The following is a 20,681-nucleotide window of genomic DNA, read 5'->3' on the forward strand; positions in this document are numbered from 1 at the left end:
GCAGACGCGGGGCGTGCGTCAAACGCATCGGTCGGATTTACACGCCTTGCAACGAATCCGCGGGCGGACCGGTAGAATGAGGCGTGATTCGACAGACGGATGGTTAGAGCGTGGAGGCAAGGCAGGGTTTCGTCCTGACCCGACATTGGCGGGATACGCCCGAAGGCACCGAGGTGGGCTTCTGGCTGGCCACCGATGAAGGCCCCCGGCACGTGCTGCTGTCGCCACAGACGTCGGTGGCCTTCGTGCCGGCCGAGCAGCGCGCCCGCGCCGAGAAGCTGCTGGCCGGCGAGCGCGGTGCCGAGCTGCGTCCGCTGGGTCTGTGCGACTTCCAGCAGCGCCCGGTGCTGGGCCTTTATTGCCAGCAGCATCGCCAGCTGATGAACCTGGAGAAGCGCCTGCGCGAGGCCGGCGTCGAGGTGTTCGAGGCGGACATCCGCCCGCCCGAGCGCTACCTGATGGAGCGCTTCATCACCGCGCCCGTGACCTTCAGCGGCAAGGCGGGCGACACCGGCAGCGTCACCGAAGCGCAACTGCGCCCGGCGCCGGACTATCGGCCGAAACTGAAACTGGTCTCGCTGGACATCGAAACCAATATCCGTGGCGACCTCTATTCCATCGCCCTGGAAGGCTGCGGCCAGCGTCAGGTCTACATGCTCGGCCCGGCCAATGGCGTCGATGGCGAACGTGACTTCGAGCTGGAGTACTGCGACAGCCGGGCGGAAATTCTGGAGCGCCTGAACCAGTGGCTGGCCGAGCACGACCCGGACGCCATCATCGGCTGGAACCTGGTGCAGTTCGACCTGCGTGTGCTGCAGGAACACGCCAAGCGCCTGGACGTCCCGCTGCGACTGGGGCGGGGCGGCGACGAGATGGGCTGGCGGCAGCACGCCTCCGGCAATCACTACTTCGCCGCGGCGGCCGGGCGGCTGATCATCGACGGCATCGAGGCGCTGCGTTCGGCGTTCTGGAGCTTTCCCTCGTTCAGCCTGGAAAGCGTCGCGCAGAATCTGCTGGGCGAAGGCAAGTCGATCGACAACCCCTACGACCGCATGGCCGAGATCGACCGCCGCTTCGCCGAGGACAAGCCGGCGCTGGCGAAATACAACCTCAAGGACTGCGAACTGGTCACGCGCATCTTCGAGAAGACCCGCATCCTCGACTTCCTGCTCGAACGCGCCAGCGTCACCGGCCTGCCGGCGGACCGCAGCGGCGGCTCGGTGGCGGCCTTCACCCACCTGTACCTGCCGCCGATGCACCGCCTGGGCTACGTGGCACCGAACCTCGGCGGCAAGGCGCCGGAGGCCAGCCCCGGCGGCTTCGTCATGGACTCGCGGCCGGGGCTCTACGAGTCGGTGCTGGTGCTGGACTACAAGAGCCTGTATCCGTCGATCATCCGCACCTTCCTGATCGACCCGGTGGGGCTGGTGGAGGGCTTGAGCGATCCCTCCGATGAAGCCTCGATTCCCGGCTTCCGTGGCGGGCGCTTCTCTCGCACCCAACACTGCCTGCCGGCCATCGTCGAGCGCGTCTGGCAGGGCCGCGATGCCGCCAAGCGCGACGGCAACGCGCCGCTGTCCCAAGCGCTGAAGATCATCATGAACGCCTTCTACGGCGTACTGGGTTCCAGCGGCTGCCGCTTCTTCGACCCGCGCCTGGCGTCGTCGATCACCCTGCGCGGCCACGAGATCATGCGCCGCACCCGCGAGCTGATCGAGGCGCAGGGGCATCGGGTGATCTACGGCGACACCGACTCCACCTTCGTCTGGCTCGGCCGCGCCCATGGCGAGGACGAGGCGGCGGAGATCGGCCGCGCGCTGGTGCGCCACGTCAACCAGTGGTGGGGTGAACATCTGCGCGAGGCGTACGGACTGGAAAGTGCGCTGGAGATTCAGTTCGAGCGACACTTCCGGCGTTTCCTCATGCCCACGATCCGGGGCGCGGAGGAGGGCAGCAAGAAGCGCTATGCCGGCCTGGTGCGGCGCGCCGACGGCAGCGATGAGATGGTCTTCAAGGGCCTGGAAACCGTGCGCACCGACTGGTCGCCGCTGGCCCAGCAGTTCCAGCAGGAGCTGTACCTGCGCATCTTCCAGCGCCAGCCGTACCGCGAGTTCGTCCGCGATTACGTGAATCGCACCCTGGCCGGAGAGCAGGATGAGCTGCTGATCTTCCGCAAGCGCCTGCGTCGGCAGTTGGGCGACTACGAGCGCAACGTCCCGCCCCATGTGCGCGCCGCGCGGATCGCCGACGAGTACAACCAGCGCCAGGGGCGGCCGCGCCAATACCAGAACGGTGGCTGGATCAGCTACGTGATCACGGTCAACGGCCCGGAGCCGCTGGAGACCCGCAGCTCGCCCATCGACTACGACCATTACGTCAGCCGGCAGTTACAGCCGATTGCCGATGCCATCCTGCCATTTGTGGAGGATGATTTCAGTTCGCTGATCGATCGGCAGATGGGTTTGTTCTAAGCGGGCGCTCAAGGTTGAAAGGAGCGTAGGGCGTATAACGTTCGACGTTATACGCCGTTTGACCATGATGGATGTTCGCTCCGGGGGGCAGCACGTAGCCAAGCTGAAGGGCGCTTCGAGCTTGACCGTGAAGCTGATGGACAAGGCGAAACGGCGTACAACCGCGAACGGTTGTACGCCCTACGCATATGGGGCTCACCCCATCGGCGGCAACCGCCGCTTCACCGGGGTCTTCTTGACGATCGCCGTGTTGGTCTCTGCAAAGCCGTTCAGGTGATCCAGCAACTCATCCAGCTGCTCCATCGAGCGCACGCACAGCCGGGCATAGAAGCAGTCCTCGCCGGTCACCTTGTCGCACTCGGTGAACTCGGGAATCGCCATGATCTGCTTCTCCACCTCCTGCAGCCGCCCCGGCAGCGGCCGCACGCGGACGATGGCCTGCAACTGGTAGCCGAAGGCGCGCGGGTCGACGTTCACCGTGTAGCCGGTGATCACCTGGCGTTCCTCCAGCTTGCGCAGCCGTTCGGCCACGCTGGGAGCGCTCAGGCCGCTGACCTGGGCTAGGGCCTTGAGCGAGAGGCGGGAGTCTTCCATCAGCGCGGCGATCAGCAATTGGTCGATTTCGTCGGTCATGGCGGTCTCGAAAGGTAAATGGCGAGAGTTGCCTTGATAGTAAAGGTGAACCTTGGGTTTTGCCTCTGCCAGGCGATGGAGTGTGCCGAATCACCCGTTCATACTGAGCGCCAACGAAAGGAGGTGAACCATGAACGAGCAGATTCGACGCGGCACCCTGGAAATGGTCAGCGCCATGCTGATCTGCGGCACCATCGGCTGGCTGGTGGTGATCTCGGGGCAACCGGTGCTGGATGTGGTGTTCTGGCGGTGCGTGTTCGGCGCCGCGACCCTGCTGCTGGTCTGCGGCCTGATGGGCTTCCTGCGGCCGGGCATCCTCACTCGAGCCACCTTCGGCCTGGCGCTGCTCAGCGGCGTGGCCATCGTCGGTAACTGGGTGCTGTTGTTCGGTTCCTATTCGCGGGCGTCCATCGCCATCGGCACGGCGGTGTACAACGTGCAGCCGTTCCTGTTGGTGCTGCTGGGCGCGCTGTTCCTCGGCGAGCGGTTGAGTGCACAGAAGATGGCCTGGTTGGGCGTTTCCTTCCTCGGCATGCTGGCCATCGTCAGTGCGCACGGCGAGGCGGGGCAGGCGGGCAGCGATTACCTCGGCGGCATTGCCCTGGCGCTTGGCGCGGCGGCGCTGTATGCGCTGGCGGCCTTGATCATCAAGCGTCTGAGCGGGGTGCCGCCGCACCTGATCGCGCTGATCCAGGCGGTGACCGGCGTGCTACTGCTGGCGCCCTGGGCGAACCTCTCGCCGCTGCCGCAGGCCAGCACCGCCTGGGCGAGCCTTGCGACCCTGGGCATCGTCCATACCGGCATCATGTACGTGCTGCTCTACGGTGCCATTCAGAGGCTGCCGACGGCGCTGACCGGCGCGCTGTCGTTCATCTATCCAATCGCGGCGATCTTCGTCGACTGGTTCGCCTTCGGCCACCGCCTGACGGCGCTGCAATGGCTTGGCGTGGTCGCTATCCTGCTGGCCGCCGCCGGCATGCAGCGGGGCTGGAGCTTCGACCTGCGGCGGCTGGCCTGGCGCTGAAATCCCTGCTTGGCTGACAATGCTCGGGAACCTGCGCCGCCCGGCGAAGGTCCTGTAGGCGGTCTCCAAGCAAGGAACGGACTATGAATGCGGCTGCCCCGACGGCAGATACCCCCGGCCTGGACTGGCCTCTCCCTCGAATCAAGTCTCTACACCTGGTGGGCCTGGCCGCATTGCTGGCGCTGGCCGGTTGCGGCACCCGGCCGAGCGCGCCGGAGGCGACCCCGGAAGAAGTGCGCGCGACCGTGGCGAAGCTGATGCCGGCGAGCGTCGCCGACCGCCCCGGCTGGGCGCGGGACATCCAGGTTGCGTTCAGCGCCCAACGCATCGCGCCAACCACCCAGAACCTCTGCTCGGTGCTGGCGGTGACCGAGCAGGAGTCCAACTACACGGCCGACCCCGCCGTGCCCGGGCTGGGCAAGATCGCCCGTGGCGAGATCGACCGGCGCGCCGGCAAATTGCATGTGCCGGGCATCCTGATCGACGCCGCGCTGAGCCTGAAGTCGCCCAACGGGCGCAGCTACAGCCAGCGCCTGGCGGCGGTGCGTACGGAGAAGGAGCTGAGCGCGATCTTTGATGACTTCATCGGCGGCGTACCGCTCGGCCAGCAGCTCTTCGGCCGCTTCAACCCGGTACATACCGGCGGGCCGATGCAGGTCAGCATCGCCTTCGCCCAGGCTCACGCCGAGAATTACCCGTATCCGGTGGACGGCAGCATCCGTCGCGAGGTGTTCAGCCGGCGCGGCGGTATGTACTTCGGTATCGCCCACCTGCTCGGTTACCCGGTGGACTATTCGCAGCCGCTGTACCGTTTCGCCGACTTCAACGCCGGCTGGTACGCCAGTCGCAACGCCGCCTTCCAGCGCGCGGTGAGCGAGGCCAGTGGTATCACCCTGGCGCTGGATGGCGACCTGATCCTTCCGGGCAGCTACGACGCCGGCAGTACGGAAAAGGCGGTACGCACCCTGGCGCCGCGCCTGGGGATGAGCGAGCGGGACATCCGTCGCGATCTGGAGAAGGGCGATACGCCGGAGTTCGCCAAGTCGACGCTGTACACCAAGGTCTTCGCGCTGGGCGAGCGTGCTGCCGGCAAGCCATTGCCACGGGCGATACTGCCGGGCATCACCCTGCACAGCCCGAAGATCACCCGCCAGCTGACCACCGCCTGGTTCGCCCAGCGCGTGGATGAGCGCTACAAGCGCTGCCTGGGGCGGGCGCCGAAAAAGCCCTGAGCCGGATTCAGTCGCCTTCGGCGGGCTCGCAGACCCCGTTGGCGCCTTTGGGCCCGGTGTAGGACACGGTGGCGGTGCCGTCGTCGTTGAGGCTGATGGAGACGGTCACGCCTTCGCCCTTGGCCTCGATGTACTTGTCGTTGCTCTGCTTGATCTTGGCTTCCTTGCCGTTGATGTAGACCGGCCCGCCCTCGTCGGTGTGGACCTGGATGTCGTTCGGGCAGTCGTAATTGAGCATGGGGATGGCGGCGGCAGCAGGCTGCACCACGCCGAGCGAGGTGAAAATCAGCAGCGAGGCGGCGGTCGTTAGCGATTTCATGGCGTCTCCCAGGCGGATGTGGGCACGGAGCGTGGCCGTGCAGACATCCCAAGCTTAGTGCAGCCTCCGCCGCGTGTTACAGCGGCAAGGGGCGCAGCCGGGTCGCCGGCTCGGGCTCGGTGCCGCGCAGGACCAGGCGGATGATGGTCGCCGCCGCCGCTTCGAAGTCGCCGGCTTCCGGCTGTGGCTTGCCGGTGATCATCGCGATCTGCCAGTCGAAATCCACGTAGGTGCGGGTGGCCGCGGAAATGCTCAGCAGCAGGTGTTGCGGGTCCACGGGGGCGAGCAGGCCGCGGTCGATCCAGGCGGCGATGCATTCCAGGCTGCGGGCGGATTCCGCGCGCAGGCGCTGCAGCCATTCCCGTGGCAGGTGCGCAGCGCCGTGGAGCATTTCGCTGGCGAAGACCTTGTACGCCTGCGGCCACTGGCGGGCGATGTGCAGGCGTGCGCGGATATGCGCGGGCAGCGCCCAGGCCGGATCGTCGCATTCGCGCAGCAGGGCGGAGGCTTCCAGCACCGCGTCCACCACGTTTTCCAGCAGGCGCAGGTAGAGGTTTTCCTTGGTCTGGAAGTAGTAGTAGACGTTGGACTTGGGCACCTCGGCGCGGAGGGCGATGTCCTGGGTCTTGGCGGCGCTGAAGCCCTTGTCGGCGAACTCCTCGCCTGCGGCGAGGAGAATGCGCTGGCGATTGCGGTCACGAATGCTGAGGCTGGGACGCGCATTGCGGGAGCGCGGGGTGGTAGTGCTTGTGTTCATGGATCGGGCGGGACGGATACGGGGAATCAAAATATACAAGTCTATATAGCGATTAGGGTGTTTTTTTCTTAGGATGCGTTCCGTTATCGGGAAATGGCCGTTGCAGAGCGGCCGCAGTCGAAAGGAGTGGGTGCGATGTTGTTGGTGGTAATGCTGGGCGGACGTCATCCGCGCGCGAAGATCGAAGTGCACGACGTGGTGTTCGCCGTGGCGGACAGCCTGGAGGCCAGCTACCCGCAATTGCGCGACGCCTGGTTCGGCAGCCCGCAGGGCCTGCACATCGACTCCTGGCTGGAGGTCGATGGCATCGACGGCTATCGCGTGGCCTTCAGCGACCAGCAGCCGGCGCCGGGCGAGCCACGGCTGTTCTTCATCAACCTGGGCGGCTACGAGCCCGGCCAGTTCGGCGAGGCGCACCATTACCTGCTGGTGGTCGCCCGCGATGCGGCGCAGGCCAAGGCGCTGGGCAAGCATCGCCTGCCGCGCGGCTGGGACAAGCCGCATACCGATGCCCTGCTGGACGTCGACGATTGCCTGCCCATCGACCGGGCAGGTGGCCGGTACGTCCACCTGCTGGCCGGCGAGCATCGCGGGGTGGTGCAACGCAGCGACTACATCGTGCTGGGTTGATTCCGGACGCCTTCATCGATTCGACACGGCGTTGTCACAAAACCTGGCGTATAAGGGGGCCGAACCCGCGTCCCGTGCCGAGGTAGTGATGACCGAGAAACGCCGAGTCCTGTTCGTCTGCGTCGCCAACGATGCTCGTTCGCCGATGGCCGAAGCGCTGCTGCGGCATTCCGATGCCGAGCACTTCGAAGCCTTCAGCGCCGGTATCCGCCCCAGCGCCATCGATCCGCGCGCCCGCGAAGTGCTGGAGCACGCCGGCATTTCCACCGAGGGGCTGCGCAGCAAATCCATCGATGAGTTCAGCGGCCAGCACTTCGATTACCTGATCGACCTGTGCGACAAGTCCAGCAGCGAAGGCGAGGAGCTGCCCAGCTCCAGCGAGGTGATCGTGTGGAATTTCGCCGACCCGACCACCAGCGAGCAGCACGACCCGTTCCGCCATACCCTGCAGGAACTGAGCGATCGCCTGAAGCTGTTCGAGATGGTGAAGAACCGTTGAGGCCCGTGCCATAAAGCAAAAAGCCCGCTGATCGCGGGCTTTCTGTTGGATGGGCGCTGGTCCTTCAGCTGGGAGGCATTCTGTGGGCTGCGCATGACAACGGGGTGACGGTTGCGTGAAGCGATGATGGCATCCCGCTATTTCCTTTATCACTGGCCTTCATGAGCACTATCGATCCCGACGAGTGGTCAGCGGGGGAGGTGGTCGATAGAGTCACGCTCAAAGTCATGTCCGCGACGCCCATCTACGGCGTCTGCGTGACCCGAAGCGGAGTGCCTATGAAGTCCCTGTCCGATATCGCTTTCTCCATGCTCGACCTGGTGCCCGTGCGCGACCAGGGCAGCGCTGCCGAGGCGTTACACAACGCCGTCGAGGTCGCCCGCCACGTCGAGCGCCTGGGCTTTACCCGCTACTGGCTGGCGGAGCACCACAACATGGACGGCATCGCCAGCTCGGCCACCGCCGTGCTGATCGGCCACATCGCCGGCAAGACCGAGCGTATCCGCGTCGGCTCCGGCGGGGTGATGCTGCCGAACCATCCGCCGCTGGTGGTGGCGGAGAACTTCGGCACCCTGGAAACCCTGTATCCGGGCCGCATCGACCTCGGCCTGGGCCGCGCGCCGGGCGCCGACCAGGCCACCATGCGTGCACTGCGCCGCGACCGCCTGGGCGACGGAGCCGACTTCCCCGAGCAGGTCGCCGAGCTGGAAATGCTCCTCGGCCCGCGTCGCTCGCAGCAGTCGCTGCTGGCGATTCCGGGGGAGGGCACCAACGTGCCGATCTGGCTGCTGGGCTCCAGCCTGTTCAGCGCCCACCTGGCCGCACAGAAGGGCTTGCCCTATGCCTTCGCCTCGCACTTCGCGCCGCGTTACCTGCATGATGCGCTGCGCATCTACCGCGAGAACTTCCAGCCCTCGGCGGTGCTCGACAAGCCTTACGCCATGATCGGCGTGCCGCTGATCGCCGCGCCCACCGACGAGGAAGCCGAGTACCTGGCGACCACCGCCTTCCAGCGCGTGCTGGCGTTGATCCGTGGCGACAGCCTGAAGCAGAAACCACCGGTGAAGAGCATGGCCGGGCTGTGGTTGCCTCACGAGCAGGATGCGGTGGGCAACTTCTTCGGCCTGGCGGTGATCGGCGGTCCGGAGAAGGTGCGCAGCCGCCTGGAAATCCTGCTGGAGCAGACCGGGGTGGACGAGATCATCTTCACCAGCGACATCTACGACCACGAGCTGCGGCTGCGTTCGCTGGAGATCGTTGCCGGCGTGCGCTGAGGGCTTGGGTAGGGCGTACAACCGTTCGCGGTTGTGCGCCGATACACGTCGGCTGACCGGCAGCTTCGTGGTTGAGTTCGAAGCGCCTGATCGGCCTTTTGTAGGAGCGAGCTTGCTCGCGAATGACTCCGCAGCGGGGCTCGTTCGCGAGCAAGCTCGCTCCTACAGGCAAACCGACCTTCGGCGTAATGAATGGGCACCCGTAGGCGCGGACTCCGTCCGCGATTGACGTGGTCGGTCTTGCTGCCGGATCGCGGATAAATCCGCTCCTACGAGGGACTGGGCGGCCGTCAGGCCTGCCCGTCTTCCTTCTTCTTCAGCAGGTCCGCCAGCCCGGCCAGCCCCTTGTGGGTGACCTTCGGGCCCTTGGCGCCGGCGTCGTTGCTGTTCTGGTAATGCAGGTCCACCTGCCGCTGGTGCTCGTTATCGTGGCAATAGAGGCACAGCAGCTCCCAGTTGGAGCCGTCCTCGGGGTTGTTGTCGTGGTTGTGGTCGCGGTGGTGGACGGTCAGTTCGCTCAGGCGCTTGCCGCTGAACTCGCGGCCGCAGCGGCCGCAGATCCAGGGATACATCTTCAGGGCCTTTTCGCGGTAGCTGCTTTCGCGGCGGCGTTGCGCTTCGGCGAGGACGGCGTCGACTTTGCTGGTGGGTTGGCTCATGGCTCTGGCTGGCAGTGTGGGTCGGACTTCCAGCATAGGCCCGCGCCCGCGCGCTGACTACGGCTTGGGCATGTCCGGACGCGACCAGATCCACAGATTGCCAATAGCCATGCCGAGGATCACCGCGTACAGCCACAGGCCGTGGGGCAGGGTGACCAGCATGATCGCCAGGGCCGCGAGCATCGCGACGCTGGCGCTGATCTTGGCGCGGCGGGCGACGGCGCGGCCATTGCGCCAGTTGTGCAGGATCGGGCCGAACAGCCGGTGATTCTCCAGCCAGGCGGCGAGGCGCGGCGAGCTTTTCGCGGCGGCCCAGGCGGCCAGCAGGACGAACTCGGTGGTCGGCAACCCCGGCACCACCAGACCGACCATGCCCACGCCCAGGCTGGTGTAGGCGAGCAGCGCGAACGCGATGCGCGCCAGACGCGAGCGGGCAGGGCCGGGCGTGGTGGCGTGCGCCGCTTCGGCGGGCACGCGCGGGGCCGCGTCAGACGGTGGCGGGAGCACGGTCGTAGCTGTGCTGCAGCAGGTGGGCGAAACGCTCGAAAGCGGCGATGGCGCCGGCCTCGGCTTCACGTTCTTCGGCCTCGCTGAGCTCCAGGGCGTCGAGGGTGCGAGTGAAGCGCTTCCAGCCCTCGGCGCGGCCGCCTTCTGGCTCGCCCAGGTGACGGGCGCCGGTGTTCTCGTCCAGGCCCAGGGCGGCCACGCGCTTGATCAGGAAGGCGGCGCCGAGCTTGGAGCCTTCGGAAACGAACAGCCAGCCCAGGGCGTGGGCCCGGCTGGGTTTTGCCAGCGCGCCGGCTACGGGGGCGGGTACCTCGGTGTCCAGGTCGGCCAGGTCCAGGCGGGCCTGTTCGGCGCGGCAGCGCTGCGGCAGGTCGGGGAAGATCGTGCCGAGCTCGGCGTCCTGGTAGAGCGCCTGGAGCTCGGACTGGAACAGGTACTGGGCGACCACGAAGCGGGCGAAACGCTCGCGGCTGGAGAAGGGCTCGCGGGCCTTCACGGCATGGTCGAGGCGCTCGTGCGGGGCATGGGTCAGCGCGTTCAGGCGCTGCGAGCGCAGGGCGGGGAGTTCCATGGTGGTCATGTCCAATTCCTTGAAATTTCTGGGCTTTATTGACGAGACGAATCAGCTTGGGGATCGCGTAAAGGTTGTCATTACCGGATGCTTCTGGAGTCGGGCGGGTTCGCGAGCAAGCTCGCTCCTACGAAGAGCGTGACGCCAACCTGTAGGAGCGAGCTTGCTCGCGAACATCGCAGACAGCGGGGTGAACCCCGCGTCCGTGAATCAGCCCTCAGATATCCCACACCAGGTTGACCGCGAAGTTGCGGCCCGGCTGGGTCAGGCGGTCGAGGTTGGCCGGGGCCAGCACAGAGGCTTCGCCGACGCTGTCGTATCCGCGCACGTCGTCCCACAGCCAGTACTTCTTGTCGGTGAGGTTGTAGAGACCGGCGTTGACGGTCAGGTCGTCGGTCAGCTTGTAGTAGCCGGTCAGGTCGAGGACGCCGAAGCCCGGGGTCTTGAACTGGCTGCTGGTGCCGTCGGGGGCCTTGAAGTTGCTGTCGTCGACGCGGTCCTTGCGCTTGACCAGGGTCCAGTCGAGCAGGGCGCCGTAGCGGCCGGCCTGTTCGTCGTAGCCCAGGCCGAACACGCCGGTGAGCGGGTTGACGCTGTTGATCGGCTCGCCGGTGTCCTTGTTGCGGCCGTAGGCGTAGGCCACCGCCCCCTTGGTGTAGAGGCCTTGCGGTGCGCCGAAGGCGCCCAGTTCCAGGCGGCCCTTGAGCTCCACGCCCTTGATGATGGCGTTCTTGATGTTGTTGCTCTGGAAGGTCGGCTCGCTGTAGCCGGGGGTGATGGCGTCCTCGTTAATGAAGTCGCGGTACTTGTTGTAGAACACCGCGACGTCGAAGGAGCCTTCCTCGAAGTTGCCGCGCAGGCCGGTCTCGTAGCTCTGGCTGCGTTCCGGATCGAGGTCGGGGTTGGGCTCGACGCGGTAGCCGGTGCCGGGGTTGTCGAAGCGGCCGTACAGCGCCTTCGCGGTCGGGGTGCGGAAGCCCTGGGCGTACTGGCCATACCACAGATAGTTGTCGTTGAAGGCGTAGGTCACGCCGAGCTTGGGCGAGAGCTGGTGCCAGGTCTTGTCCTCGCTGCTGACTTCGCCTTCGCCGCTCTGGTCCACGGTGTTGAGGAATTCCTCGGTGATGTGCGGCTTCAGGCGTGTGTAGTCGTAGCGCAGGCCGGGCAGGAAGGTCCAGGCGTTCCAGCGGATCTCGTCCTGGGCGAACAGGCCGTAGGTATCGATGGTGGGGTCGGGGAAGTCGCTGCTGCGCGTCAGGCTGTCGCTGGCGATGGAGCTGGGCGCGCCAACGGCGGTGCAGCCGCGGCCGATCGCCAGGCACGTGGCGTCACCCTCGCGGTAGCCGGTGATCTTCTGCCGCTTCAGGGTGGTGCCGTAGGTCAGCAGGTGATCGGTCTCGCCGACGAGGAAGGCCTTGTCCAGCTGCAGGTCGAACACCCACTGGCGATCCTTGTACAGCGTGTCGCGGGTGCGCAGTACCTGGCGGGTGATGGGGTAGTAGAACTCTTCGGTGCTCTGGTCGGTCTTGGCGGTCTGGTAGTTGAAGGTCCAGCGGGCGTGGTCGGCCACTGCGCTGCCCGGCAGCAGCTGGTGTTCCAGGCCGAAGCGCTCGCGGGTGATGGTGTCGTTGCCGGTGCGCCACTGGTACATGCCGCCGGGCAGCATGCTGTCCGGGATGGTCGGCTTGCCGCCGTAGTAGGGGCCGCCATAGGCGCTCTTCTGGTCGGTGTCGCGGTCGTCCTTGTACTTCTCGTAGACCAGGCCGAAGCGCTCGCCCTCGGCGTACTTCCAGCCCAGCTTGGCCAGCACGTTGGTGGTGCGCACGTCCTGCGGGTTGGCCTCGGTGCGCGACAGGCCGGTGCCGCCGGTGCTGCCGAAGGATTCGGTCTCGTGGCCATTGCGCTGGCTCAGGTGCAGCAGGCCGTCGAAGCTGTCGGAGCGAGCGGCCACGGTGCCGGAGGTCAGCCAGCTGTCGTCGGCGGAGCTGTAGCCGGTCTTCAGGCGCGCCCCCGCATCCTGGCCGTCATTGATGATGTCGTCCGCATCCAGGGTGAAGTAGCTGACCGCGCCGCCGATGGCGTTGCTGCCGTAGAGCGCCGAGGCCGGGCCGCGCAGCACTTCGACGCGCTTGACGATTTCCGGGTCGACGTAGTTGCGCTCGGTCTGCGCGTAGGGGCCGTTGAAGAAGCCGCCGGGAATCTCGACGCCGTCGATCTGTGTCAGCACGCGGTCGCCATCGATGCCGCGGATGTTGTAGCCGGTGGTGCCGGCGCGGTTGCCGGTGCCGCCGACGGAGACGCCAGGCATGTCGCGCACCAGCTCCTTTATGGTGTTGACGTTCTTGCGGTCCAGTTCGCTGCGGTCGACCACGTTCACCGTGCTCGGCACCAGGGTCACGCTCTGCGCCTGACGGGTGGCGGTGATGGTCAGCGGCTGCATTTCCGCCACGCTCGACAGGTTGCGCTCCAGCACCACGTTGCGCGGGCCCAGGGTGCGGGCGCCCAGGCCGGTACCGGCGAGCAGGCCCTTCAATGCCTGGGCGGCCGGCAGGCGGCCGTTGATGCCGGGTGACTCGATGCCATCGGCCAGCTCGCCGGCGACGCCCACCTGCCAGCCGGTCACCGCGCTGAAGGCGTTCAGCGCCTGGGCCAGTGGTTGGCGGGGGATGTCGAAACGGTAGCCGGCCTGGGCCTGGCTGCCTGCCGTGTCCGCCGCGAGGGCGGAGGTCGCCGGCAGGCTGGCCAGACCGATGGATAGGGCAAGCAGGGAGATGCGGGCGGGATGGCGCAGAGGGGCACGCGAAGAAGCGATGGGCATCGAAGGGCTCTCTTAGTCAGTCTTCGTTCGCATTCGTAAATGCGAATCTATTGCATTGGCTTCTGACTAAACGAACGAGCCGGCGCGACCGCGTAAAAAAACTTTCAGTTCAGGAGAGGACGATCAGTCGAGGACCAGCAGTTTCGGGTATTCGTGCAGTTGCGCGGAGGCGATCTGCGCCAGCGAGCGCGCCACGCCCAGCGGGTCGTCCAGGCGCCAGTTGCCGGTGACGCTGACGTTCGCCAGGCGCTCGTTGGTATTCACGATCCAGCCGGGGTAGTAGCGCCGCAGTTCGGCCAGCACCTGGCTGAGCGGGCAGTTCTCGAACACCATGCGGCCCTTGACCCAGGCCAGCTGTGCCTGCCCCTCGGCGCTGTGCTGGCGCTCGCCGAAGCCCTGCGGACCGACGCGGATGCTGTCGCCGGCGCCGAGGCTGATGTGGGCGTCGTCCAGCGGCGTGCGCAGGTCCACTTCGCCGCGCTGCACGCTGACTTCCGCCTCGTTGCCCAGGTAGCGCACGGCGAAGGCGGTGCCGCGCACCGTCACCTGCACCGGCCCGGCTTCCACCTCGAAGGGGCGGTTGCGGTCATGGGCGACGTCGAAGTACGCCTCGCCGCGGTACAGGTGAGCGACGCGCTGTTGCTCGTCGATGCGGCTGGAGAGGGCGGTGTCGGTGTTGAGCAGGACCCGGGAGCCGTCCGCCAGATTGAGGTTCTGCCGTTCGCCCACGGCGGTCAGGTGATCGGCGCGCAAGCGCAGCAGCAGGTCGCTCTGCAGGGCGGCGCCGACCGCCAGGACCAGCACCGCGGCGGTCGCTATCGGCTTCCACAGCGGCCGCCGGCGCGGCGGCGCCGCGAGTCGTTGCTCCAGGCGCGCCGCCGCGGTGGTCAGCAGCGGTGACTGCCAGGCATCGCGTACCCGCTGGTAGGCCCGCGCGTTGCCTTCGCTGGCGGCATGCCAGGCCTCGAAGCGCTGGCGCGTCGCGGCGTCCATGTCGTCCTCGAGCATCAACCAGTCGAGGGCTTCGGCCATCTGCGGGTCATCGGGCGGCGTGGCGTGGGACACGGGGCGTTCCTCGGCATGATCCTGGGATTGAGGGCCGCGTATTCTTGTCGAATCGGCAGGCGAACGATAGTCCGTCATACCGTCTCCTCGAGGCGGCTGACCAGGCCGACGCAGATCGCCATGATCAGCTTCAGCTCCTTCTGCACCGTGCTGGGCGAAACGCCGAGCTGCTCGGCGATTTCCGCATAGCCGCAGCCATGCAGGCGGCTGAGGATGAAGATGCGCTGCTGGCGCTCGCTGAGCTGGCCGAGGGTGGCGCCCAGGCGCTCCAGCAGTTTCTCCGCGTGGAGCTGGTCTTCGGCGCTGGAGCTGGGCGCCGGCACGGCTTGAAGCACCTCGGTGGGAACGTCGTCGAGCAGGGTCCGCGATTGCATGCGCAGGTGACGCAGGTGGTCCAGCGCGAGGTTGCGGCCGGTCTGGAAGAGGAAGGGTTCGAGGTGGTCGATGCGGCGTTCGAGCAGGGTGCGGGCGACGCGCAGGTAGGTTTCCTGCACCAGGTCTTCGGCAATGCTCGGGTTGTTCACCATCCGCACCAGCGTGCGCAGCAGTGGCAGGCGCTGGGCCAGGAAGACCGCGTCGAGGTTGGAAGTGCTCACAGGGGCGTCCAGCAGGAATAATTTACAAATGATAATTATTATTATTCGTACGGAGCGAAGGGCACAAGACCGCCGTGCGCCCTGTGCGCTGCGGGCGGCTCTGAAAAAAGGGCGAGGCACGCAGCGTGCCCCGCCCATTCCCTCAGCCGGCAGGTGAGGGCAACGCGTCAGGCCTTGTCGGCCTTGCCAGCCGCCGCGGCGAAGCGTGCCAGCCTTACGTCCAGGCGGCGCGGCCGGTGGCCGCGATCCTCCGCATGCTCCTTGCGGCGGATCGCGTTGCGCACCATCAGCGAGCCAACGTAGCGAATCGGTTCCGGCGGGAAATGCCCCAGCGGGCCCTGGGTCAGTGGCGAGCGCGTCCAGTCGTTGTCCTGCCCCAGCACCAGCGAGCTGAGTATCTGCCCGCCCATGTGGCAGGGCCCGACACCGCTGCCCGAGTAGCCGAATCCGTAGAACACGTTGCCTGGTTCGCCCAACCGGCCGAAGAACGGCAGACCGGTCACCGAGCGGTCGGACGGCCCGTTCCAGCTGGCGGCGATGGGAACGTCGGCGAAGGCCGGGAAGAATTCATTGAGGCTTTCCCTGAGCAGCCCCAGATAGGGCGACGGCCGATCGAACACCGGCAGCATGCGTCCGCCGTAGGCGAAGGTATTGCCGCCCTTGCCAAGCATGATCCGGCCGTCCGGGGTGTTGTGGTAGTAGTGCACGAAAATGCGCGAATCCAGCACGGTGACGCCGGAGGTCAGGCCGATCTCTGCCAGCAGGTCCGGCCTCGGCTCGGTAATCACCATGTCGCTGGAGACGATCGCCACACTGCGTTCGAATTGCGGGAAGGCGCGCGCCATCCAGGCATTGATCGCCAGCACCACGCGGTCGGCGCTCACCGCTCCCCGGGTGGTCCGCACGGTGGCAGGCCGGCCGTGGTCCAGGCCGATCATCGGGCTGCCCTCGTACAGCCGCACGCCCAGTTGCAGCGCTACGCGCCGCAGGCCGCGCACCAGCTTGCCCGGCTGCACGCTGGCGGCGGCAGGGGAGAACCAGCCCTCCAGATGCTTGCGCGAACCGGCCATACGCTGCACATCTTCCAGCGGACGCTTGCTGAAGGAGTTGATGCCATGCTTTTCCAGCGCCGCGATCACGCCGTCGGTGGCGCCGACCTGGGCGGCGTTGGTGGCGGTATACAGCGTGCCGTCGAGGCGGTAGTCGGCATCCACGCCGTAGCGCTGGCAGAACTCACCGATGGCGTGGATGCTGCGTTCGGACGCTTGCACCAGGCGAATCGCTTCCGCCAGGCCGAACAATCGTTCGAGGGTGAAGAACTTGGCCGACCAGGACAGCGCGCAGCCACCGTTGCGACCGCTGGCGCCGGCGCCGCAGATGTCGGCCTCGACGATCACCACGTCGAGCTCCGGGTTTTGCTCCTTGAGCATGATCGCAGTCCACAGACCGGTGTAGCCGCCGCCGACGATGCAGACATCGGCGCGGGTGTTCTCCTGGAGCGGCGCGGCGCGCTCCTGATCGTGCTGCAGGGCCTGTTCAAGCCAGAAGGGACGCATGGGATTCTCCGTGTTCAGCGATTGGGCAGGGCGGCGGTGGCGATCATCTCGACGCGCCATGCCGGATCGATCAGTTCTGCCAGGGTGCAGGCGCGGGCCGGGGCGTGGCCGAAGGGGAAGAAGGCGTCCCACACGCGATTGAGCCCGGCGTAGTCCTCGCGGCGGGCCAGCAGGATGCGCACCGTCAGCAGATGCGTGCGGTCGCCGCCGACACTTTCCAGCAGTCGTTCAATCCCGAGCAGTACCTCGAGGGTCTGGCCTTCGATATCGGCGCTGGTGTCGCTGGCGACCTGCCCACCGATGTAGAGGGTGTGGGCGTGCAGGACCATTTCGGCGCGGCGCTGTACCACACCAAAGCGTTCTATGTTCATGGGGTGACCTTGTAGGGCTGGGGCACTTCCCTGTGCCGGGGAATCAGGAGCGCGCCATGCGCACCTTGACGGAGCGGTTGGGTACGCGTGCCGTGGTTGCCGTACCTTCGGGCAGGCTGTTCCAGTGCGGCAGCAGGATGCCGGCGGAAACCAGGGCGGCAACGGTGAAGCCGATGAACACCGAGTAGGTATCGAAGTAGCCCGGCAGCAGCCCGCCGAGGATCGCGCCGACCGAGCCGCAACCGTTGACGAAGCCAGCGGCGGTGGCAGCGGCCTTGCCGGTGCCGAAGTCGATGGCGGCGGCGCCGCTGATCATCGAATCCGGTCCGTAGAGGGTCAGGCCCATCATGAACAGCAGGCCGAACACCAGCAGGCTGCTGCCGGTCTGCATGGCCGGGACGAACAGTGCGAGGCAGGCGGTCAGGCCGATCAGGCTGATCACGCAGGCCGGCATGCGCCGCGCGCCGAAGAGCTTGTCCGAGGCCAGGCCGATCAGGATCGGACCGAGCAGGCCGGCGATCTCGAAGGAGGTCGGCAGGATGGCCGCGCCAACCTTGCCCAGGCCGGGCATGCGTTCGTACACGATCACCGGTCCCCAGAGGAGGATGGCGTAGCGCGCCGGCTTGAGCAGGAAGTAGGCCAGCCCGAGGGTCAGTACGGTACGGTTGCCCAGCACAAGGCGCAGGGTTTCGCCGACGCCGGGGTTCTGCCCCTCGGGTTTGAAACCGGCGTAGCGAACCGCTTCGGGTTCGTCTTCCACGGGCGGCAGACCGACATCCTGCGGGCGATTGCGTTGCAGCAGGAGGAACAGCAACGCCACGCCGCCCACCACGGCGGCACTGGAGTAGAACGCCGCGTGCCAGGTGCCGAAGATGGAGTAGGCCCACCAGCCGGCGAACGGCGAGGCCACCAGCCCGCCGAAGGCATAGCAGGTGCTCCACAGGCCGAGAATGCGACCGCGTTCATGGGTGGCGAAGAAGCTCCCGATGTTCTTGCACAACCCTGACCAGCCGGTGGACTGCGCCAGGCCCTGGACGACCATGCAGGTGGCGAACACCGGCAGCGTTGCCCAGGTGCCCATGACGATTGCCGCGCCCGCCGAGATCAGCAGCCCGCCGAGCACGACCACCCGCGGGCCGAAACGATCGGCCAGCACGCCCCAGGTGAACTGGCCGACGGCATAGGCGGCGAGGTAGGTCGCGTCGAGGTTGGCCATCATGGCCTTGTCGAGATGGAAACTGGGGTCTTCGGCAATGCCGAGCTTGGCTACCGAAAAGGCTTTGCGGGTGAAGTAGAAGGCCGCGTAGGCCAGCCAGGTGATGGCGAAGATCTGCCAGCGCCAGCGCTGGATCGACGCCAGAGGTGAGCGGGGTGTTGCGTTGCCTTGTGGGGTAAGCATGTTCCGACCTCGTTTTTGTAGTTGTGCTGTGCCGGCAGTCAGTGAGGTAACGCCTTTCTTGTTCTTGTCGTTCTTGTTTCAAGAGAAGGAGCACGTCGCACCGTCCTTGCGGTGCGGGTCAGAAGCGCAGGAGTTGTCGTGGTGCCGTTGCCATGGGGTGACGGTGGAGGGATAGAAACAATTCCGAACAAATAACTGAAATCGATTTATCAAATTTCGAAAATAAGTTTTCCTTGTAGTAAGTCTGCGTGAGAGGGTGGCGAACCTCCCCTGTGACCGGGAAGTCGCTTTCTGTCGGAGTGGAGCGCAACAGTCAGAATCGCCTGCGAGGATCACCGCGATGTCCGTGTCCCATGCCCAGCTCAAGGCGTTCCATGCGGTCGCCGTGCACGGCAGTTTCACCCGTGCCGCCGAGCGTCTGTTCCTGACCCAGCCGGCGGTGTCCGACCAGGTCCGCAAGCTGGAAGAGCGCTACGGGGTGCTGCTGTTCCATCGCAACAAGCGCTCGGTGCGCCTGACGGAACTGGGCGAGCGCCTGCTGGCGGTGACCCAGCGGCTGTTCGTCATCGAGGCCGAGGCGCAGGAGCTGCTGCAGGAGTCCCGCGCCCTGCAGACAGGCAGTCTGGTGCTGGCGGTGGATGCAGCGGTGCACCTGTTGCCCCAGGTGGCGTCGTTCTGCCAGCGGCATCCCGGCATCCGCGTGCGCATAGAAACCGGCAACACCGACGAGTCCCTGCAGGCACTGTTCGCCTACCGCGCTGACCTGGCATTGCTGGGGCGGGCCGTGGAAGACGAGCGCCTGGTGTCCTTCACCCTGCGCCGCGATCCCATCGTCGCTTTCGTCGCCAACAGTCATCCCTGGGCGGGGCGCGAGTCGATTCGCCTGGCTGATCTGGACGATGCGCCGCTGGTGTTGCGCGAGCATGGTTCCGTCACGCGCCAGACCCTGGAAGAGGAAATGCGCAGCGCCGGCCTGCGGATTCGTGCCGCTATCGAGGTGGAGGGACGCGAGGCGGCGCGCGAGGCGGTGGTCGCGGGAATCGGCGTCGGAGTGGTGTCGGTCGCCGAGTTCGGCTCGGACAACCGCGTGCACGCCCTGCCCATCATCGATTGCGAGCGACACATGAGCGAGACCCTGGTGTGCCTGCGCGAGCAGAGCTCCCGGCGGATCGTGGCGACCTTTCTCGACCTGGTGCGTGAGGATTTGCCAGCCTAGGGCGTACAACCGTTCGCGGTTGTACGCCGGCTCACCGTGCGTCGTTGGCGGCTACGGGGTTGAACTCGGAGCGCGCGGGGACCAAGGTCAAGCGGCGTATAACGCGGAGCGTCATACGCCGTACGGTCAGCCGTGCCTCAACCTTCCGCCAGCTCCAGAAACGCACTCACCACCCGCAACCCACGGCGCCGTTCCAGGCAGCCGATGGCGTGGCGGTTCTGTAGTCCGTCACCGACCAGGGGGATGGCTTTCACCCGTGGGTCCGGGCTCACCTCCATCGACGATACGATTCCGATCCCCAGCTCTGCTGCCACCGCTTCGGTAACCGCTTCGCGACTGTCCAGTTCGAGCAGGACGCGCGGTTGCACCGAGCGTGCCGCACAGGCCGTATCGAAGGTCCGGCGGGTGATGGAATCGGGTTCGCGCAGCACCATGATCTGCTGGTCCAGCTCGCTCAGGGCCAGCTCTTCCATGCCGGTGCTCCAGGGATGGCTTGCCGGCACCAGTGCGCAGATATGCGACTCCACCAGCTCCCGCAGATACAGGCCAGTGCGCGCCTCGACCTCGGTGAGGACGGCAATGTCGACGTGCTCGTCGAGCAGCGCAGCCAGAGTCTCCTGGGCGTTGCCCAGGCGCAGGTTGACGGTGATGCCGGGGTAGCGTGCGCGCAGCCGAGCGAGCATCGGCATCACCAGGTGTGGGCCGTCGGCGGCCACTTCGATGCGTCCGGTCACCAGTTCGCGGCTGGCGTCGAGCATGGCCTCGGCTTCTTCCTCCAGGGCGAACAGGGTGCGGCTGATGGCCGACAGGCGTACGCCGTCCTCGGTCAGCTCCACGCCTCGCGCGGTGCGGCGGAACAGGTTGACCTGGTAGTGCTCCTCCAGGGCTTTGACGTGCCCGGTCACCGCGGGCTGGCTGATGAACAGGCGTTCGGCGGCGCGGGTGAAACTGCGTTCGCGGGCGACCGCGTCGAAGGCGCGGAGCTGGAAGAGGTTCATGAGGTATATGTCCGACTTATGTGGTGCATCGTGATAAACAATTTGAACGATATCAGGGGTGTCGGCAAGTTATGCCCAGGCCGCAG

General features: G+C 66.5%; 20 protein-coding genes. 7 read left to right on the forward strand and 13 right to left on the reverse strand.

The window, feature by feature from the left end; translation table 11 throughout:
- The first annotated feature begins 110 nt into the window (after positions 1 to 110).
- Positions 111 to 2,471, forward strand: a complete 2,361-nt coding sequence (locus tag SD196_RS11225) for a DNA polymerase II (protein WP_416311458.1) — start codon at positions 111 to 113, stop codon at positions 2,469 to 2,471.
- A gap of 195 nt (positions 2,472 to 2,666) precedes the next feature.
- Here SD196_RS11225 and SD196_RS11230 read toward each other — a convergent pair whose 3' ends face one another.
- The gene (locus tag SD196_RS11230) at positions 2,667 to 3,104 is read right to left on the reverse strand and encodes an Lrp/AsnC family transcriptional regulator (protein ID WP_370601344.1); all 438 of its coding nucleotides are present in this window, start codon (positions 3,102 to 3,104) and stop codon (positions 2,667 to 2,669) included.
- A 130-nt stretch (positions 3,105 to 3,234) separates the two neighbouring features.
- Here SD196_RS11230 and SD196_RS11235 point away from each other — a divergent pair, with 130 nt between their 5' ends.
- Positions 3,235 to 4,128: a DMT family transporter gene (locus tag SD196_RS11235; RefSeq protein WP_275607560.1), complete on the forward strand. Its 894-nt coding sequence runs from the start codon at positions 3,235 to 3,237 to the stop codon at positions 4,126 to 4,128.
- Positions 4,129 to 4,211: 83 nt separating this feature from the next.
- The gene (locus tag SD196_RS11240; RefSeq protein WP_370601345.1) at positions 4,212 to 5,360 is read left to right on the forward strand and encodes a DUF1615 domain-containing protein; all 1,149 of its coding nucleotides are present in this window, start codon (positions 4,212 to 4,214) and stop codon (positions 5,358 to 5,360) included.
- 7 nt (positions 5,361 to 5,367) lie between these two features.
- Here the strand turns inward: SD196_RS11240 and SD196_RS11245 are convergent, their stop codons facing one another.
- Together SD196_RS11245 and SD196_RS11250 are read right to left on the reverse strand one after the other, a co-directional pair.
- On the reverse strand, positions 5,368 to 5,679 hold the full coding sequence (locus tag SD196_RS11245; protein ID WP_370601346.1) for a hypothetical protein: 312 nt from the start codon (positions 5,677 to 5,679) through the stop codon (positions 5,368 to 5,370).
- Positions 5,680 to 5,755: 76 nt separating this feature from the next.
- A complete protein-coding gene (locus SD196_RS11250) occupies positions 5,756 to 6,436 on the reverse strand; it encodes a TetR/AcrR family transcriptional regulator (protein ID WP_416311459.1) in 681 nt (226 codons plus the stop codon).
- Positions 6,437 to 6,571: 135 nt separating this feature from the next.
- On the opposite strand from SD196_RS11250, the gene SD196_RS11255 reads away from it, so the two are divergent.
- The 3 genes from SD196_RS11255 to SD196_RS11265 all read left to right on the forward strand — a co-directional run bounded on the left by SD196_RS11255 (position 6,572) and on the right by SD196_RS11265 (position 8,839).
- The gene (locus tag SD196_RS11255) at positions 6,572 to 7,066 is read left to right on the forward strand and encodes a DUF1543 domain-containing protein (RefSeq protein ID WP_275607558.1); all 495 of its coding nucleotides are present in this window, start codon (positions 6,572 to 6,574) and stop codon (positions 7,064 to 7,066) included.
- Positions 7,067 to 7,154: 88 nt separating this feature from the next.
- Complete coding sequence (locus SD196_RS11260; RefSeq protein WP_275607557.1) at positions 7,155 to 7,565, forward strand: arsenate reductase ArsC; 411 nt, start codon at positions 7,155 to 7,157, stop codon at positions 7,563 to 7,565.
- A gap of 278 nt (positions 7,566 to 7,843) precedes the next feature.
- Entirely contained in the window at positions 7,844 to 8,839 is a 996-nt protein-coding gene (locus SD196_RS11265; RefSeq protein WP_331314237.1) for an LLM class flavin-dependent oxidoreductase, read from the forward strand.
- A 290-nt stretch (positions 8,840 to 9,129) separates the two neighbouring features.
- Here SD196_RS11265 and SD196_RS11270 read toward each other — a convergent pair whose 3' ends face one another.
- The 9 genes from SD196_RS11270 to SD196_RS11310 all read right to left on the reverse strand — a co-directional run bounded on the left by SD196_RS11270 (position 9,130) and on the right by SD196_RS11310 (position 18,381).
- Entirely contained in the window at positions 9,130 to 9,498 is a 369-nt protein-coding gene (locus SD196_RS11270; RefSeq protein ID WP_275607555.1) for a YajD family HNH nuclease, read from the reverse strand.
- Positions 9,499 to 9,555: 57 nt separating this feature from the next.
- The gene (locus SD196_RS11275) at positions 9,556 to 9,900 is read right to left on the reverse strand and encodes a YbaN family protein (RefSeq protein ID WP_345774679.1); all 345 of its coding nucleotides are present in this window, start codon (positions 9,898 to 9,900) and stop codon (positions 9,556 to 9,558) included.
- An 85-nt stretch (positions 9,901 to 9,985) separates the two neighbouring features.
- A complete protein-coding gene (locus SD196_RS11280; RefSeq protein WP_416311460.1) occupies positions 9,986 to 10,585 on the reverse strand; it encodes a biliverdin-producing heme oxygenase in 600 nt (199 codons plus the stop codon).
- 208 nt (positions 10,586 to 10,793) lie between these two features.
- Positions 10,794 to 13,394: a TonB-dependent receptor gene (locus SD196_RS11285; RefSeq protein WP_416311461.1), complete on the reverse strand. Its 2,601-nt coding sequence runs from the start codon at positions 13,392 to 13,394 to the stop codon at positions 10,794 to 10,796.
- A 123-nt stretch (positions 13,395 to 13,517) separates the two neighbouring features.
- Complete coding sequence (locus SD196_RS11290; RefSeq protein ID WP_416311462.1) at positions 13,518 to 14,537, reverse strand: FecR family protein; 1,020 nt, start codon at positions 14,535 to 14,537, stop codon at positions 13,518 to 13,520.
- Complete coding sequence (locus SD196_RS11295) at positions 14,534 to 15,055, reverse strand: RNA polymerase sigma factor (protein WP_275607551.1); 522 nt, start codon at positions 15,053 to 15,055, stop codon at positions 14,534 to 14,536. The genes SD196_RS11290 and SD196_RS11295 overlap by 4 nt, the downstream gene beginning before the upstream one ends.
- 167 nt (positions 15,056 to 15,222) lie before the next feature.
- Positions 15,223 to 16,611, reverse strand: a complete 1,389-nt coding sequence (locus SD196_RS11300; protein ID WP_331314244.1) for an FAD-dependent oxidoreductase — start codon at positions 16,609 to 16,611, stop codon at positions 15,223 to 15,225.
- Positions 16,612 to 16,625: 14 nt separating this feature from the next.
- Positions 16,626 to 16,982 carry a RidA family protein gene (locus SD196_RS11305; RefSeq protein WP_275607549.1) on the reverse strand — a complete coding sequence of 119 codons (357 nt, stop codon included), beginning with the start codon at positions 16,980 to 16,982 and terminating at the stop codon, positions 16,626 to 16,628.
- Between the two features lie 43 nt (positions 16,983 to 17,025).
- Positions 17,026 to 18,381: an MFS transporter gene (locus SD196_RS11310; RefSeq protein WP_370601351.1), complete on the reverse strand. Its 1,356-nt coding sequence runs from the start codon at positions 18,379 to 18,381 to the stop codon at positions 17,026 to 17,028.
- Positions 18,382 to 18,721: 340 nt separating this feature from the next.
- Between SD196_RS11310 and SD196_RS11315 the strand changes: the two genes are divergently transcribed.
- Positions 18,722 to 19,597, forward strand: a complete 876-nt coding sequence (locus tag SD196_RS11315) for a LysR substrate-binding domain-containing protein (RefSeq protein ID WP_331314248.1) — start codon at positions 18,722 to 18,724, stop codon at positions 19,595 to 19,597.
- 137 nt (positions 19,598 to 19,734) lie between these two features.
- On the opposite strand, the gene SD196_RS11320 is transcribed toward SD196_RS11315, so the two are convergent.
- Positions 19,735 to 20,595 carry a LysR substrate-binding domain-containing protein gene (locus SD196_RS11320; protein ID WP_275607546.1) on the reverse strand — a complete coding sequence of 287 codons (861 nt, stop codon included), beginning with the start codon at positions 20,593 to 20,595 and terminating at the stop codon, positions 19,735 to 19,737.
- Between the last annotated feature and the right edge of the window lie 86 nt (positions 20,596 to 20,681).

The sequence above is a fragment of the Pseudomonas macauensis genome, from assembly GCF_047902425.1.
In the GTDB taxonomy this organism is placed as follows: domain Bacteria; phylum Pseudomonadota; class Gammaproteobacteria; order Pseudomonadales; family Pseudomonadaceae; genus Pseudomonas.